This is a genomic window from Pseudomonas akapageensis (assembly GCF_011355085.1).
Classification (GTDB): Bacteria; Pseudomonadota; Gammaproteobacteria; order Pseudomonadales; family Pseudomonadaceae; genus Aquipseudomonas; species Aquipseudomonas akapageensis.
Map to the genome: position 1 here is coordinate 1 of NZ_VXCP01000017.1, position 16,639 is coordinate 16,639.

Sequence of the window (16,639 nt, forward strand, 5' to 3'; positions counted from 1 at the left end):
CAGTTCAGCTTGCCCGCGATGCAGGCGACGCGGTACATCAGGCGAATTGCGGTGAAGCTTTCGCGGGCAAGTCGAGTCGTCGCACCGCCGCTCCCACAGGGTGGGAGGGGTGATCATTTCATTAGGTCGTCTATTGATGGGATTGGGGCATGCACCGCCCCAATCCCGCCATTTCTATGGCAGTGCAGGGGTCCGAGGAGGGATCATTCGCTTCGACCCTGTCGATTCAAACGCCGAAGCCAGGCGCAGCAGCGTTGAATCGTCATAGGCACGACCGGCAAAAGTCAGCCCCACGGGCATGCCAATATCCGGCATGACGCCCATCGGCACGGTGACCGTGGGAACACCCAGGTGGCGGATGGCGAGGTTGCCGTTGGCGACCCAGATGCCGTTGCTCCATGCGATATCCGCAGACTGCGGATCGACATCGGCATTTGCCGGCCCAACATCGGCTACCGTCGGGAACAGCACGGCATCGAGTCCCAGCCGGTCCATCCAGTCCTCAAGATCGATCTTGCGCGTCTGTTCAAGGCCGCGCAGACCGTCCGGCACCGTGGGGATCTCGTTCCACGGTGTGATGCCGCGCTCGGCCATGCGCACATACTCGTCCATGCCCGCGGCAAGGTCGCCCTCACGGTTTGGCAGGGTCCCCGGGTCGTGCGGGAATATCTTCGGTCCGTCCACGTCGACCAGACGGTTCAATTCGGGATCGCCGTTGGCCTGCAGGAAATCATCGAAGGCCCATGCCGTCAGGTCCCACAGTTCATGATGGAGAAACTCCTTGGACACCAGGCCCCGATTGAACACCGTCGGTGCACCAGGACGATCACCCTCGCAATTGGAAACCAGCGGGAAATCGACCTCGATCACTTCGGCACCCGCGGCTTCGAGTGCCTTGCGCGCTTGTTCCCAGAGCCCGATCACGGAAGGGCGGGTGTTGATGCGCTGGCCCGTCGGACCGCCGATACCCGGGGCATGCGAGGTGCCCGCTTCGGGATCCGCGTTGATGTACATACGGGGCACGCCCAAGCGCTTGCCCGCGAGTGCATCGGACTTCACGGCCAGTTCCTGATAGGAGGCAGGACGCACCGAGGCGACACTCGGAATGGGCACCCAGGGTTGCAACCGCCACAGGTCGCCCCGCGTGTCGGGATCATCCGCCACCACCACATCGAGCACTTCGAGCAGGTCCGCCATCGTTCGGGCATAGGGCACGACCACGTCCATGGTCGGCGTCAACGGCCAGTTGCCACGTACCGAGATCACCCCACGCGAAGGTGTGTAGGCACACAGACCATTGTTCGAGGCCGGACCGCGTCCGCTCGACCAGGTTTCTTCAGCCAGGCCAAATGCCGCGAAGCTGGCTGCGGTTGCAGTACCTGCGCCGTTGGATGAGCCCGAAGCGAAGGGGGCAGTGAGATAGTCCGCGTTGTACGGGCTCTCCGCACGGCCATAGACCCCGCGCTGCATGCCGCCGTTCGCCATGGGCGGCATATTGGTCTTGCCCAGGCAGATCGCGCCGGCGGCGCGAAGCCGCTCGATGGTGAACGCATCGCGATAGGCGACCAGGTCCTTGAATGCAGGGCTGCCAGAGGCGGCGGTGAGTCCCTTCACTAGATAACTGTCTTTGGCCGTATACGGGATGCCATCGAGCGGACCCAGCGTCTGGCCCTTGGCCCGACGGTCATCGGACGCCTGGGCTTCCTTGAGCGCATCGGGGTTGCGAACCACAACCGCGTTGAGTGCGGTGGGTGTGTCGGCCCCGTCGTAGGCATCGATCCTGGCCAGATAGGCCTGGACCAGCTCGACCGCCGTCGTTTGGCCGGATTCGAGCGCAGCGCGCAGTTGGGCAATGGAAACTTCGGTGACTTCGATCATGCTGCTACCGCCGATTGCCGGTGGGTGACAGGGAATCGGCTTCCATCACGCTGGATGCTGGGCGTTGGGACATCACTTTTCTCAAAATGGCTGCTCATAACTGTTCTCGTTGCACTGCATTACGCGACAAGGCTGGATCTTACAGGGTGATTATTATATTTAACACTCGGACAGGATTCAGGCGCAATGGAATTCCTGCCGCAGCGGCTTCGCGGAGCACCGGATGCTTGCTGGAAAGCCGCGTCTGGCGCGGCCTAGCCGGCTTGCTGCTGGATGATCACCGTCTGCGCTGGCATTGGAGCCGGGAAGCCGGCTTCGCCGAGGGCGTCCTTGATGACGCGATTGGTGTCAAAATAAACCTGCCAATAGTTCTCGTTGTGGCAGTACGGACGCACCGCCAACACCGGGCCGACCAGGTTGAACTCCAGAATCTCCACATCCACCGCAGGCTCGGTGAGCACATTGGGGATCTCGGCGATGCGCTGCTTGAGCAAGGCCGCTGCTGCCTTCCAGTCGGCCGCGCCAGACAGCTGTGCTTTCAGCTCGACGCGGCGGAACGGATTGTGAGTGAAGTTCTGGATATTGTCGCTGAAGATCTTGTTGTTGCCGACCAGGGTCAGCACGTTGTCCGGGGTGTTGATCGCGGTAGCGAACAGGCCGATCTCCATGACCGTGCCGGTCACTCCGCCGGCGCAAATGAAGTCGCCGACCTTGAACGGACGCAAAACGATAATGAAGGCGCCGGCCGCCAGATTGGACAGCAGCCCCGACCAGGCCATGCCGATCGCCAGACCGACCGCGGCGAGCAGCGCAGCGAAGGTGGTGGTCTGCATGCCGAGGTAACCGAGGATGCCAATCACCAACATGATGTTCAGCGTCACGGTGATCGCCGAGCCGACATAGCGCAGCACGGTCGGGTCGACCTTCTGCCTGCCCAGGGCCCGCTGCACCATGCCCACGGCAAAGCCGATCATCCAGCGCCCGACGATCCAGAAGGCGATGGCGGAAAGAATCTTGACCGCGAACGCGGCACCGTATTGTTGTACCAGTGCGATCAGCGCGTCGAACTTGGCGGTGGTCACATTAACGATAGTCGCGTCCATTGCTGAGGCTCGCAAATGAGGGATGACCTCAAGACGCTAGCACAGCCAGCGTGCGGTGCCAGTCCATTGGCTGACGCGCTGTCTCCAAGTGCCCTGGGGAGCTTATCGACTCGAAACTGCCGCTGCTGCGGGAGCTACCGTCTTTTCTTCCCTGACGCGCATCAGCATTGGCCCGAAGGTTGCCAGCAAGCCCAGCATGATCAGCGGGAAGAACATCAGCGAACCCAGACCGAAGTGACCGACGATCACCGTGATGGCGGCGGGGCCCACCAACATGCCGGAGAAGCCGATGCAGTTGACGATGCCGATATTGCGCCCGGCGTTTTCAGGATCCTTGCGGCCGGCGGCAGAAAGCATCAGCGGGGCGATCGAGGACAGGCCCAACCCGAACAACGCAAAGCCGATGATGCCGGTAACGGTGGTGTTGCCGACAATTGTGATGGTCATGCCAAGCACGCACAGGGCACCGCAGCCAAAGACCACCCGGGCATTGCCGAATACCTGGGCCAATTTATCGCCAAAAACACGCCCGAAGCAGACAGCTCCAACAAAAATAGACACCGCCATGCCCGCCATGGAAGTTGACGCGGAGAGTTCACGGCGTACGTATTCCTGTCCCCAGTCGGCAATGGCGTTCTCGCCGATCATGCTGCCCAGCAAGAGCAAGCCGAAAGCGACCATCACCAGCAGCGTCCCGGTTTTTGGAGCCGCGTTGTCACTGCGCGATTCACCGGCGCTGACTTGTGCTGTGTTGAACGACAATTCGGGTACATCGTTTTTGCTCAGCAGCCACCGGCTGAACACGCAACCCATGATGAACATTGCAAGACCCAGCAGGGTAAAGGGCACTCGAACGCTGTCGGTATAGAGGCTCGTCAGCCAACTGCAGACCATTCCCAGGACAAAGCCGCCGAAAGAATAGAACGCATGGAATCCGGACATGATCGAGCGCTGGTAAAACCGTTCGACCTGCACGCCATGGGCATTGAGGGCGGTATCCAGCGCACCGCGCAATAACCCGAGCAGAACGCCGAAACTCAAGGCAAACCAGAAGCCGGTCACGTAGCCGAGCGGGATGATGGAAAGAGGGTAGGCCAGGGCGCAGATGGTAATGACCGGCTTCGCACCGAAAGCATCCAGCAGATAACCGATCAGCAACGAACCTGCCGCCGAGCCCACACCCACGCCAAGGGCAATCAGGCCGAAGTCGGCATCCCCCAGGGTACCGGAAAGGCCTAACTGTTCCCTGAACACGCTGACCCCGGTAGACCAGATGTACATCATGGCCCCGATCATCATGAAGCCGAGGATGGTTGCCAGGCGGGCCTTGCGAATGCGGGCCGTCACCAGTGAGTTGTCGCGAGAGTTCATTGCCCTTTGCCTTCCTTATTCTTGGGATATTGGCTGGTCTTGGAAATGATGGTTAAGTTATTCGTATAACCGTGATTACGGTACCATTGCCCCTGGCGTCTTTGTCAATTTGTTTTCGACTAAAAACTGGCCATTCATCCGGGAATTATGAATGTGAAATGGGCTTGGTTCGACGCACTCCAATCAATTGAGTAGCAATGCGTTGAGTTTTCAATTATACGTATAACCTTCGGTGAAAGGCTTTGAAGCAGGACTGTTCGCCCAGCCGTTTCCCGCAGCCGCGTTTTCAAGCCCAGAGGTCTACGTGTCGTCCCAAGAAATCCTGTCTCCCGTCTCGACACCCCACATGCTGACTTACCGGCTGACTTTTCTGATGACGGGGCTGTGCATGGGCGCATGGGCGCCTCTGGTGCCTTATGCCCGTGCACGTGCGGGCATAGATGACGGTGCATTGGGCGTATTGCTGCTGTGCCTGGGACTCGGCTCTCTGGTGATGATGCCGCTGGCTGGAGTATTGAACAGCCAAAAGGGCTGCCGTTTTTCTGCCAATGTCGGCATCGCATTGGTCTGCCTGACGTTGCCATTGCTGGCCACAACGCAGTCCTTTATCGGGCTGATGGGGGCACTTGCGCTCTTCGGCGCCGGCTGCGGCCTGCTTGATGTCACCATGAACGTTCAGGGGGTGATGGTCGAGCGGCATACTCGGCGGTCGCTGATGTCGGGCTTCCATGGGTTGTTCAGCCTCGGTGCCATCGTCAGCGCCGGGGGCGTCACCGCGCTGCTCTGGCTGGGCGCGACGCCCTTGCTCGCCGGCAGCGCAGTCATCGCAGCACTATTGACCTTTGTGTTCACCTGCGGGCGGCAGATGCTCGGCCGCAGTGGCGAGAAGGGCAGTCCGGCCTTTGTGCGTCCTTCCCGGCAGGTATGGGTACTCGGGGTGCTTTGCTTGCTGGCATTTCTGGCCGAAGGCGCGATCCTGGACTGGAGTGCCGTATTTCTCGCGGACAGGCGCGGCGTCGACCCTTCGATCGCCGGTCTTGGTTATGCAGCGTTTGCGGTCATGATGGCGTTGGGACGTCTCAATGGCGATCGCATTGGCGCCCGGTTGGGGGCGTGCAGGGTATTGATCTTCAGCGGGCTGATTGCCATGTCCGGCTTCGTGCTGGTCATCCTGATGGATGAATGGCGGATCAATCTGCTGGGCTTCGCGGTGATCGGCCTGGGGATCTCCAACATCGCACCCGTCTACCTGTCTCTCGCCGGGGCGCAACGGAGCATGCCGGGAGAACTGGCTATCGCGGCGGCAACCAGCATCGGTTATCTCGGCATCCTGATGGGGCCGGCGCTGATCGGGTTTCTTGCGCACGTGACCAGCTTGAGTTGGGCGTTGTCCGCCACAGCCCTGTCGATGATCGCCATCATTGCCAGCGCGACCTCGCTGGTGTCTCGGCCAACCGGCCATCACCGTCATTGAGTTGATGGCCATTACTGCTACGAGCCTTGTATCCTGTGAGGTTCTTGAAAAGATTGGGAAAAGCGATGGCAACTGTTTCGATGAAGGATGTAGCGCTGGCGGCGGGGGTCTCTCAACCCGCTGTGTCCTATGCGTACAACCGCCCGGCCAAGCTCTCCGAAGCCCAGCGCAAGCATATTCTTGAAGTCGCGGCAAAGCTTGGCTATCCAGGCCCCAATGTGATGGGGCGCAGCCTGCGCTCCGGCAAGGTCGGGGCCATCGGCCTGATGATGATGGACAAACTCTCGGTCGCCTTCGCCGACCCATCGGCCATTGCCGTATTGCGGGGGATCAGCGAGATCGGCGAACTGGAAAATGTCGCCCTGACCTTGTTTCCCCTGAACAACAAAAGACTCGAGAGCGCCAAGGAAGCGACCAACGAGGGTAGCCTGGCGCTGCGCGGGCTGGTCGACGGCTTGATTATCTCGACCCTGCCGGACAATCACCCGGCCGTTTTGGCAACGCTGAAACAGAAGCTCCCGTTCGTGATCATCGACTCGCCCTTGGTCGATGGAACGTTCTTCGTCGGCATCGATGACCGGGGCGCCGCCAGGACCCAGATTCAGCACCTCCTCGACCTGGGGCACCGCAAGATCGGCATCATCATCGACCGCCTCAACCCGGATGGCTACCGGGGGCCCATCAATGAGCAGCGCTTCAGAACCGCGAGCGAGCGTATCGTGCGCGAGCGACTGACAGGCTACGTTGAAGCGGCTGAAGCGGCAGGACTTGGCTTTGACGACTTGTGCGTGATCGAAGCCGGTGGCCTGGATTCGACGTCCGGGCAAACGGCTGCATTCACCTTGCTGACCTCCAATGACGTGACGGCCGTCGTGGCCTGCTCGGATGTCATGGCCATGGCCTGCATGAAGACCGCAGATGCGCTGCAACGGCCTGTGCCCCAGACGCTGTCGGTCATTGGTTTTGACGATATTCCCGAAGCGGTGCAGGCAGGCTTGACCACCATCGGCCAGCCAATGGTCGAGAAGGCCGTATTTGCCGCGCAGATGCTGACCGAGCAATTGAACGCGCCCGCTGGTGTGCACCTGGAACCTCGGCAGAAGATATTCCCCACTCGGCTGATTGTCCGGCATTCCACCGCCCGGGTAACCGGATAGAGCCAGCAGGCGAGGGCCCAGCCCCCGATCGAGGAGGGCTGGGTAAGGGGAAGGTGATTACTTCAGTTGCGCCAGAGGTTGCTGCAGCAGCCGTGTCAAAATGCCTGATGCCTTGAACACCTCGGCGACGCGCAATGCATTGGCCGCGATTGTCAGCGCCGGATTGACGGCGGCCGAGGAGGGGAAGAACGAGCTGTCCACCACCCAGGCGTTATCCAGGTCGTGCATCTTGCAGTTGACGTCCAGGACGCTGCTTTGCGGGTCCTTGCCCATGACAGCCGTGCCGCACTGGTGCGAGTTCGTCGCAATGCCCATGCGCTCGGTCAGCACGATTGGATAGCCCGCATCGCGCATGACCTTGCTTATCTTGCGCACCAGGCCCTTGTGGGCCGTGAGGTTGTTCGGCTGCCAATACACCTTGATCGCACCGCGTGCCTTGTCATAAGTCACCCTGTTTTCCTGGGTCGGAAGGTCCTCCGAGGTCAGGTACAAATCGACACTGTGGTCAGTGACGTAGCGCGAAGCGAATTTCGGCAGCCAGGGACGCATTGGCGTGATCATGGGTTCGCGGATCTTGCCGAGCATCTGCACGTTGCCCAACGGGAACAAGTTGTTCGCGCTGGCGCTGTACCAATCGTTGATCGCCAGGGTTTTCTGGAACATCACCTTGTTCAGCCGGCGTGGATCGACTGCCAGCATGAAGGTGCTGTTGTGCACCATGTAATTGCGGCCCAGTTGCCCCGAGCTGTTGCCAAGGCCTTGAGGGTGTTGCTCGTTCGCTGACTTGAACAACAGTGCGGCACTGTTGACGGCGCCGCAAGCGAGCACGAAGCGCTTGGCGCGTAGGGTGACGGCTCTGCCATCGCGGGTGCCCCGGGCTTCGGTGATGGTACGACCGTCTGCACTGGTGACCAGCTGATTGATCAGGGTGCGCGTCAGCAAGTGAGTGGTACCGTTGCGCAAGGCGGGCCTGAGTGCCGAAACTTCGGCATCGCCCTTGGCCTCGACCAGGCAGGGATAGCCATCGCAGGTCGAACACAGTACACAGCCGCCGCCTTCACCATAGTCCACAGCCGCTGGCATGACGAAAGGCTTGAGCCCTGAGCGCCGCATGCTCTGCTCCAGTGGGACGAGTGCCGGATCATGCTCAAGCGCAGGATGGGGAAACGGCCCTGAACGCCAGGGTTCGCTGGGGTCCACACCGGCCTGGCCATGCACGCGGTAAAGTTTTTCGGCTTCGGCGTACCAGGGCTCCATTTCGGCATAGGTGATGGGCCATGCCGGGGAGACGCCTTCGGCGTGCTGGATCTCGCCGAAGTCTGCTTCGCGAAAGCGTGGCAGCATCGCCCCATAGAATTTGGTGTTGCCTCCCACGTAGTAGAAGACGCCAGGCGTAAATGCCTGGTTGGATTGATCGAGCCAGCGCTCGGCATTGCGGTATCGGCCCTGGCCAAATACTGCTTCGGCGCTCCAGTTCTGTATTTCACGTGGCAGGAAATCGCCGCGTTCGACCACGACAACGTTCAAGCCGGTGTCGCGCAGCGCATGGGCAAAGGTCGACCCGCCCATGCCCGAACCGATGATCACTACATCACAGTCAATATTGCCATCTGCATCAGGTGTCACCACGCCGAAGGCGCGCTGATCGCGCGCCCCCGGTTGTGGATTCAGCTCTGCATGATGCGAAATCGATGCATCGCTCATTTGAGCCGCTCCGCGCTTTAGAGGTGTTGTTCGGAGTTCCGGATTTCCCAGTACTCGTCCTGACGCTCGTCGGTGATGTATTCCGGGATCGGGAAGTCCCACCAGCCCGGAACCCAGGGGCCGGCCGCGTCGCGGTCGGTCGGGATCTCGATCAGGACGGGAACGTTCAGATCCAGTGCTTCCTGCAGGGTCGGCTCGAGGTCTTCAGGACGCTCTACGCGATAGGATTTCAGGCCGAAGGCTTCACCGACTGCCTTGAAGTCCGGACTGTAGGGCGTGCCGTCCGGGTGATTGAACTCGGTGCCGATATGGCGGCTGGTCTGTTTGCGTTGGCCACCACGGATCGACATGTAACCGGCGTTGTTCTGGATCATGAACACGACCGGAATGTTGTTGGTGACGCAGATCGCGATTTCCTGCGACGTCATCAGGAAGTCGCCGTCGCCCAAAATACACACCACAGGCTGGTTCGGTGCGGCCAGTTTAGCACCGATGGCTGCCGGCACTGCCCAACCCATGGACGAGAAGCCGCCGGAGGTCAGGTGCGTACGCGGGCTGTAGACCGGGAAGGTCTGCTTGACCGCGCCCTGGGTATTGCCCGAGCCGACGACCACAATAGTGTCGCGCGGGAAGACCTTGCGCAAGGCGCCCAACGGGCGTTGCGAGGTGAACGGGAAGCGGTCGGAATCGCGGCGGCTGGCCAGCTTGTCTTCCCACTCGGCCTGGTAGCCTTGCAGGTCGCGCATGTACTCCTCGCGGTCTACCGCGTGGCCTTTCAAGCCTTCGACGATATGTGCCAGGGCGTGCTTGGCGTCGGCGCAAATGCCCACGGTTACCGGATAGTTCTTGCCGATTTCGTGCGGATCGATATCGATATGGATCAGCTTCGATGGCGGGATCGCAAAGGTCACGCCCTTGGCATAGCTGGATGAGGACCAGTCGGTGAAACGGCAGCCTACGGCAATGATCACGTCGGCAGTCGAGGCGACCTTGTTACCGCACATGGTGCCGGTCTGGCCAACGCTGCCGGCGAACAGCGGGTGGTCTTCGGGGAAGCCGCTCTTGCCGTTCCAGGTGGTGACCACCGGGATCTGCCAGGCTTCGGCCAGAGCCAATACTTCGGCGCTGGCTTCGCCAGTGATCACGCCGCCACCGATAACCAGCACCGGGCGCTTGCAGGCCTTGAGTTCTTCTACCGCACGGGCAGTCGCGGCAGGGTCAGGGAACACCTTGCCGATCGGCGTGCGTTCCTCGAGTGCATGCAGTGTCACTTCGGCAGCTTCGGCCTGCACGTCCATCGGGATCTCAAGATGCACGGGGCCTGGGCGGCCAGTGACCATCGAGCTCCAGGCGCGGTGCATCATGAAGGGCAGTTCTTCAACGCGAGTGGCCACCCAATGGCGCTTGGTCACGGCTTCGGCGATCTTCGGGAAGTCGTTGTCGGTGTAGCGTTCCAGTTCCTGCAGCAGGCCGTGGCCACGCATGTGAGTGGGTGGCCCGCCGGTGATCAGCATCAGGCTGGTGGAGTCGGTGAAGGCGGTCGCCAGACCGATGACGGTGTTGCTGGCGCCGGCACCGATGGAGGTGACCGCCGCCATTGGCTTGCCCGCGACGCGGTAGTAGCCATCGGCAAGATGGACGGCGCTTTGTTCATGAAACACCTGGATGAACTTGATCTTCGAGTCTTCTTCGAGGAAGGCGTCGGTGAGGGTCCAGATGCCGTGGCCGGGGATGCCGGCGACGTACTCGACGCCGTAGTTCTTCAGGGTTTGAGCCACGATCTGGCTGCCAGTCAATTTACTCATGACAGGACTCCTTGGGTTGATGAAAGTAGTGTGTTTCAGGCCCGGCCGCGGGTCGCCCAGTTCAAGCCTTGCTTGGTCAGGCGGCGGATATTCGGGTCGGCGAGGTTGCTGGTGTCGTGGCCGATCGAGTGGTAGAAGACGCGCCCCTGGCCCCACTGCCTGACCCAGGCGACCGGGCTGCGATGGCCCTCGAGCCAAGGGAAGGGGTTCCCGTCGAAGGTGGTTTCGGCCAACACGTGAACGTTCGGGTCGACTTGCATGTAGTACTGCTCGGAGCGCACTTCGAAGTCTTCCACGCCTTGGGTGACTTCATGCTCGCGGTCGATGAAATTGACCTGATAGGGGTGCGGGAATCCTTCGCCCATCGGGTGCTCGAGGAATGAACCGCCGAGCACCCAGTGGTATTTCAGGCTGGCTCGGAATGCGGCGCCTGCGCCGTGCCAACCGACCAGGCCAGTGCCGCTTTCGACGGCTTCGAGCAGGCGTTTTTCCTGTGAGGCGGTCAGTGTTTCGGTAGTGACTGCGTTGTTCCAGCCGATCACGATCAGGTCATAACCGGTCAGGTCGCGGTCCAGGGTGAAGATGTCGGTTGACTCTTCAACGTCGAAATCCAGTTCCTGGAAGACCGTCCGGGCCCAGGCAGCGATTTCGTAAGGGTAGTGGCCCGGCCAGCCACCATACAGATACAGGACTCGACTCACGGTAGGTCACCTCTTTTTATGGTTGGGTGTAGTCGTTGGGTTATACGTATAACTTGCTATTTAAGCTATCACTCAAAATGACCAAGTCAATCCCCATTGAGTAAAAAGGTTATACGAATAACGTCCTTGGGCGTGCCGCTGTAGGCGACATTGCTTCTAAGTCGGCCCAGGCCTGGACAAGTGCTTCAGCAATGCGTCTGTGCTGCGTCAGATTGCGTCATCAATAGTGAGGCTGCGAAATTGTCCGTTGGCGGGGGGTAGGAAAAGATGAACGCCAATGCTGAGTGCATACCGTGTGCATCAAGAACTACCTGGAGCGCTGTGATGATCCGATACCTGAAGAAAAGCAAACCTGTCGAAGCTCAAGCCGAGATTGCCACCCAAGTTCGCGATACGGTTGAACAGATCATTGCGAACGTGGCCAGGAATGGCGACGCCGCTGTGCGCGAATACTCGAAGCAATTCGACAAGTGGGACCCGCAATCCTTTCGCCTGACCGATGAAGAGGTGGCTGCATGCGTCGCCAGCCTGTCCGAGCAGGAGCTGCACGACATCAAGTTCGCCCAGGCGCAAGTTCGCCGCTTCGCCGAAGTGCAGAAGGCTTCGATGCACGACGTCGAAGTCGAAACCCTGCCAGGCGTGATCCTCGGCCATCGCAATATTCCCGTGAACTCGGTGGGTTGCTATATCCCAGGTGGCAAGTACCCGTTGCTGGCGTCGGCGCACATGAGTGTGCTGACGGCCAAGGTGGCGGGTGTCAAACGTGTGGTGGCAGTCGCCCCACCTTTCGACGGCAAGCCGCACCCGGCGATCGTGACCGCCATGCATCTGGCCGGTGCCGATGAAATCTACTGCCTGGGCGGTGTGCAGGCTGTCGCGGCACTGGCCCTGGGCACTGACGAATTCAGCCCGGTGGACATGATCGTCGGCCCGGGTAATGCCTATGTGGCCGAAGCCAAGCGTCAGCTGTTCGGCAAGATCGGTATCGACTTGATTGCCGGCCCGACTGAAACCCTGGTGATCGCCGATGATTCATCCGATGTGGAAATCATCGTCGCCGACCTTCTGGGCCAGGCCGAGCATGGCGTCAACTCGCCTGCCGTGTTCCTGACCAACAGCGTTGCATTGGCCGAAGCGCTGCCAGCGGAAATCGAGCGTCAACTGGCCGTTCTGTCGACTGCTCCGGTTGCCTCTGTAGCGTGGCGCGATTATGGCGAAATCATCCTGTGCGACACGGTAGATGAGCTGGTGCAGGAAGCCGACCGGATTGCCTCCGAGCACGTTCAGGTCATGACCCGCGATCCGTTGTACTTCCTCGAGCACATGACCAACTACGGTGCCTTGTTCCTGGGCGAGCGCACCAACGTCTCCTATGGCGACAAGGTCATCGGCACCAACCACACCCTGCCGACCATGCGCTCGGCGCGCTACACCGGTGGCCTGTGGGTCGGCAAGTTCATCAAGACCTGCACCTATCAGCGCGTGTTGACCGACGAGGCATCGGTGCTGGTCGGCGAGTACTGCTCGCGCCTGTGCGGCATGGAAGGCTTTGCAGGGCACAAGGAGCAGGCCGACATCCGAATTCGTCGCTACAAGAAGTGAGTATCGGCTGATCGTTCAGCGCCATTGAAAAGGGCTTCCCGCAAGGGAAGCCTTTTTTATTTGGGCTGGTGTGAGGGGGCGGGCCAGTGTAGTGGTTCTGGTGGGGGCGGCCCTGGCCGCGAAGGGTTGCGAAGCAGCCCGGTTTCCCGGTCGCAAACCATATAGCCCCTGAATCTGGGGCCGCTCTGCGTCCCTTCGCGGCCAGGGCCGCTCCCACGGCTTTCCAGTAGTCTTGCTTCTGCATAAATCCCAGGCAAAAAAAGGTTTATGGGCTGCATCCGAGGCAATAAGCGCATCGCCCACTAATTGTGCTCAAGCGCCCACTGACGCATTACCGTGGGCATGACAGGGGCTCCGGCAAATGCAACGGGGTCTTGATCGGGTACTCGGGGCTGCCGTAGGGGTAGCAGGAGGTGGTGACCTGGATGTCATCGCAGGGCAGGAAGTGCACGCTGATGCCGCAGACTTTTTGGCCGGTGTAGTCCGGTACTGGCACTAGTTTGCTGTGCTGGCGTTTTTGTGCGTTCACCTTTTCCTTCCAGGCCAAATACTTGGGCCAATCGGCAAAGCCAGGGAAACCTTTCGTACCGCCCACTCCGGTTTCCCAGTCGACCTGCACCGTCATACCCGGCTGCCAGCGCGGTGGCGCGATGTAGCAGCAACCTCCCCCGCCGCCCTGGAAGGGGCCAATGATGTCGATACCGGAACGGCCATCGACACTGAGCGGTTGATGGCCCAGTGAGTGTGGTTGATACCTACGAGGGTGCTGGCCTGGGCTCCCTGGGCGAGCAAGGTGCCGGCCAGGCTACAAAGGACACCGACCAGCATTCGCCACGGAGTGGGCTTGGACATGGGGCGGGCTCCTTGTGCAGGACGTCGGAATGTAGACTCAGGCTTGCTCATCGTTCACCTCGGCAGCCTTGGCGACTTTGGCGTAGTGGGCCTCCCAAACTGCGGCTATTCGTTGCTGGACCTCAGCCCGACGCTCGGCGTCCATACCTAGCGGCTGCGTTGCATTGGTCGGTGCAGAATCCGGCAAGCTCGTGGCGTTAGCCAGCATCACCCCCTCCGTTTCGCTGTACAGCGCCAGATCTCTTCTATTGGCATCGCCGAAAAACACCATGCGATCGCCAAAATAACTGCCGCCCGGTTCACGCCCCATCGAGTAGAGAAACCAGGCACGGGAGTCGTGGACCTGATCGTCGAACAGCGCGCGCAACAGCCCCTCGGGTAGGCTGGCGTTGCGGCTTTCGTCGACATTGCCGCGCCGGTTTTCGTCAAGGTAGTTGATCTCTCGCTGCGGAGGCGGAAACAACTGCTTCACCCTGGCCCAGCCTGCCGCCTTCATCCGCTGACGTTCGGCCCGTGCGTCGGCGCTGGCCTGGTAGGCGACCAAGCCGGGGATGAGCGCCAGTCTTGCCACGCGAATCGCGATAGCTGCGTGCACACCGGGGCCGCGGAAGTCCGCGCCGAATTCTTCGGCCGCTTCGCGCAACTGGGTTTGCGCCATGTCCGGGTCGAAATCCTTGACCCCGGGTTCCAGTGACATTTTTGGTGCGCGCTCGAAGCGCTCGCGGACCAATTGTTCCTCGCGGCGTTTTTTGACGGCCGCCTGTTGCCTGTCGCGCTCATTCTTGGCGGTCTGGCGCACGTCCATGGGGGCCTGGGTATCTTTCGCCTGAAGATAGAAATCGGCTTGCTTGAGGCTGGCGAAGGCATAGCGGTCGATGCGCCAGGCGGTGAGCCAGTCCATCTGTTCGCGCAGTGCCTGCTCCAGGCTGTCAGTGGCGGGTAGAGGCTCGTAGCGCTCAACTTGTTCTGTGGGTAACGGCTCTGGCGCGGAGAGTAGGTCCAGCGTTACTTGGCGCCAAGCGTTGAAGCGGTCAATCAGTGATGGTGCAACTTCAAACTCTTGCGATACATCATCTTCCATCGCCCGCCACAACTCACGGTACGAATCTTTTGGCTGGGCACCCTTCGGTACTTTCAAGGGGGCGCCATGAGCAAAGGCATCGGCGTACAAATCGTGCAGGGCAATCTGTGACAGCAAGAGACCATCATTTTCACCAATGGCCTTGCCCTGATCCCCAGGCGGATAACCACCCCCTTGATCGGAGTGCACCCCGGGGTAAATCACTTCCACAGCATTGGCCGGATAACCGCCACTCTCACGGCGGATGGACTCCAACGGGAAACACAGGCGCTGTTCGTGACCGGCAACGATATGCAGGCAACGCTTGACCAGATCACCTTCGGGCAGCTGCTGATTACCGTCGGCCCAGCTCATATGGCCTTTCGCCCCCGGCACGATATCGGCGAGACCGACCGAAGCCAACGTGTCCAGCAGTCCCAGGTATTCCACGCTGATGGGCAACTTCAGGTCGAGGAAACTCAACGACGGCGTCGACTCGGAGCGGGACAACAGCTGATTCAAGGCACTGACAAAGGCCCGCGCCGCCGTCGCCCCACGGGAAAACCCATAGACATACAGCTTGACGCCCACCAGCTTGGGCCAGCCGGGCGACGGCTGGGTCACGGCAATGCGCAATGGCTTGGCCAGTGTCCCGAGCTGCTTGTGAAATTCACGGCTGCGATTGGCGCGGCCAGTACTCCACTCCAGTCCCGGCCAGGTGCCCATGGCCTTGACCGCCGCCAACTGGGCCGCGTTGTCCAGGCGGGGTAGACGCAACATCCCGCGTAGGGCATCGATGATCATCAACAGGCCCCAGTTGATCCGCTCTTCGCCGTAAGCGGCAAAGGCCATTCCCGGGATGCCGTAATCCAGGTCGCCCACTTCCGGGAAGGGTGTGCCCACGCCGGGCATGTAGTACTTGAAGTACTGGCCAAAGCCGGAGCCCACGGCATCAGTCAGTCTCCCGGCCTGGCTGCTGTGGGCGGTGCCGCCGGCATAGCCGTCGCCGATGCTGGCGCGGAACATCCGGGCGATATTGGTCGGGTGTTTGGGGTCCGACAGGTAGAGGTCGTTGTTGAGGTTATTGCCGGTACCGTCGAAGCACAGGCTGATATGCAAGGTCTTGCAGCACGGCCGCATGACCCGGCGTCCGGCCGCCAGGCACAGGGAATCGTGGTAATCCGACTCCAGCTGGCTTTGGCGCTGGATATTCTGATGAACTTGCCAGCTCTGGCTGGGCAAGCGTCCCTGAGCTGGAAACTGGGGCGGGTACCAAAGGGGGGCGTGTTTCACTTCGGACATGATTGGGGCTCCGGCAAGTGCAGTGGGGTCTTGATCGGGTACTCGGGGCTGCCGTAGGCGTAGCAGGAGGTGGTGACCTGAAGGTCATCGCAAGGCAGGAAGTGCACGGTGATGCCGCAGACTTTTTGGTTGGTGTAGTCCGGCACGGGTACCACTTTGCTGTGCCTAAGTTTTTGTGCGTTCACCTTTTCCTTCCAAGTCAAATACTTGGGCCAATCGGCAAAGCCAGGAAAGTCATCGGAGTAAGCCACGCCGGTTTCCCAGTCGACCCGCACCGTCATCCCCGGCTGCCAGCGCGGCGGCGCGATATAGCAGCAGCCTCCACCGCCGCCCTGGTAGGGGCCGATGATGTCGATACCGGAACGGCCGTCGACACTGAAATGGTTGATGGCCCAGTGGGTGTGGTTGATGCCTACGAGGGTACTGGCCTGGGCGTTTGGGGCGAGCAAGGCGCCCAAGCCGCAAAGGGCACCGAGCAGTGCGTCGGCACCGCGGACACGGTGTTTGTAGCGGTTGCGGTCGAGGAAGATGCGCAGTTCATGGGGCATGAGGTCCCTCCATGCGGCAATGGGGAACCTCCATCCATGGGGCGGCCCCTCATACGAAATGAGTCAAGGGCCGTCATTGCTC

At 60.8% G+C, this 16,639-nt stretch carries 11 protein-coding genes and 1 pseudogene; 3 read left to right on the forward strand and 9 right to left on the reverse strand.

Annotated features, from left to right (window positions below; all coding sequences use genetic code 11):
* Nucleotides 1–174: 174 nt before the first annotated feature.
* From F2S13_RS13505 to F2S13_RS13515, 3 genes are all read right to left on the reverse strand, one after another.
* Nucleotides 175–1,878: an amidase gene (locus F2S13_RS13505; RefSeq protein ID WP_166361547.1), complete on the reverse strand. Its 1,704-nt coding sequence runs from the start codon at nt 1,876–1,878 to the stop codon at nt 175–177.
* A 254-nt stretch (nt 1,879–2,132) separates the two neighbouring features.
* Complete coding sequence (locus tag F2S13_RS13510; RefSeq protein ID WP_166361549.1) at nt 2,133–2,981, reverse strand: mechanosensitive ion channel family protein; 849 nt, start codon at nt 2,979–2,981, stop codon at nt 2,133–2,135.
* A gap of 102 nt (nt 2,982–3,083) precedes the next feature.
* Nucleotides 3,084–4,352 carry an MFS transporter gene (locus F2S13_RS13515; protein WP_246237888.1) on the reverse strand — a complete coding sequence of 423 codons (1,269 nt, stop codon included), beginning with the start codon at nt 4,350–4,352 and terminating at the stop codon, nt 3,084–3,086.
* A 346-nt stretch (nt 4,353–4,698) separates the two neighbouring features.
* Here F2S13_RS13515 and F2S13_RS13520 point away from each other — a divergent pair, with 346 nt between their 5' ends.
* Together F2S13_RS13520 and F2S13_RS13525 are read left to right on the forward strand one after the other, a co-directional pair.
* The gene (locus F2S13_RS13520) at nt 4,699–5,826 is read left to right on the forward strand and encodes an MFS transporter (protein ID WP_166361922.1); all 1,128 of its coding nucleotides are present in this window, start codon (nt 4,699–4,701) and stop codon (nt 5,824–5,826) included.
* A 65-nt stretch (nt 5,827–5,891) separates the two neighbouring features.
* A complete protein-coding gene (locus tag F2S13_RS13525; RefSeq protein ID WP_166361551.1) occupies nt 5,892–6,983 on the forward strand; it encodes a LacI family DNA-binding transcriptional regulator in 1,092 nt (363 codons plus the stop codon).
* Between the two features lie 57 nt (nt 6,984–7,040).
* Here F2S13_RS13525 and F2S13_RS13530 read toward each other — a convergent pair whose 3' ends face one another.
* The 3 genes from F2S13_RS13530 to F2S13_RS13540 are packed head-to-tail and all read right to left on the reverse strand — an operon-like array spanning nt 7,041 to nt 11,193.
* Nucleotides 7,041–8,687 carry a GMC oxidoreductase gene (locus F2S13_RS13530; RefSeq protein ID WP_166361553.1) on the reverse strand — a complete coding sequence of 549 codons (1,647 nt, stop codon included), beginning with the start codon at nt 8,685–8,687 and terminating at the stop codon, nt 7,041–7,043.
* A gap of 17 nt (nt 8,688–8,704) precedes the next feature.
* On the reverse strand, nt 8,705–10,492 hold the full coding sequence (locus F2S13_RS13535) for a thiamine pyrophosphate-binding protein (RefSeq protein ID WP_166361555.1): 1,788 nt from the start codon (nt 10,490–10,492) through the stop codon (nt 8,705–8,707).
* A 35-nt stretch (nt 10,493–10,527) separates the two neighbouring features.
* Nucleotides 10,528–11,193, reverse strand: coding sequence for a ThuA domain-containing protein (locus F2S13_RS13540; protein ID WP_166361557.1), 666 nt, complete (start codon nt 11,191–11,193; stop codon nt 10,528–10,530).
* 324 nt (nt 11,194–11,517) lie between these two features.
* Here F2S13_RS13540 and hisD point away from each other — a divergent pair, with 324 nt between their 5' ends.
* Nucleotides 11,518–12,795, forward strand: coding sequence for a histidinol dehydrogenase (gene hisD, locus F2S13_RS13545; RefSeq protein ID WP_166361559.1), 1,278 nt, complete (start codon nt 11,518–11,520; stop codon nt 12,793–12,795).
* A 331-nt stretch (nt 12,796–13,126) separates the two neighbouring features.
* Here hisD and tli1a (F2S13_RS13550) read toward each other — a convergent pair.
* From tli1a (F2S13_RS13550) to tli1a (F2S13_RS13560), 3 genes and pseudogenes are all read right to left on the reverse strand, one after another.
* Nucleotides 13,127–13,623: pseudogene (tli1a, locus tag F2S13_RS13550) on the reverse strand (Tli1a family immunity protein).
* Between the two features lie 61 nt (nt 13,624–13,684).
* Nucleotides 13,685–16,009 (reverse strand): T6SS phospholipase effector Tle1-like catalytic domain-containing protein, encoded by a 2,325-nt coding sequence (locus tag F2S13_RS13555; protein ID WP_166361561.1) that lies wholly within the window; start codon nt 16,007–16,009, stop codon nt 13,685–13,687.
* Nucleotides 15,997–16,557, reverse strand: coding sequence for a Tli1a family immunity protein (tli1a, locus tag F2S13_RS13560; protein WP_166361563.1), 561 nt, complete (start codon nt 16,555–16,557; stop codon nt 15,997–15,999). The genes F2S13_RS13555 and tli1a (F2S13_RS13560) overlap by 13 nt, the downstream gene beginning before the upstream one ends.
* Nucleotides 16,558–16,639: the final 82 nt, after the last annotated feature.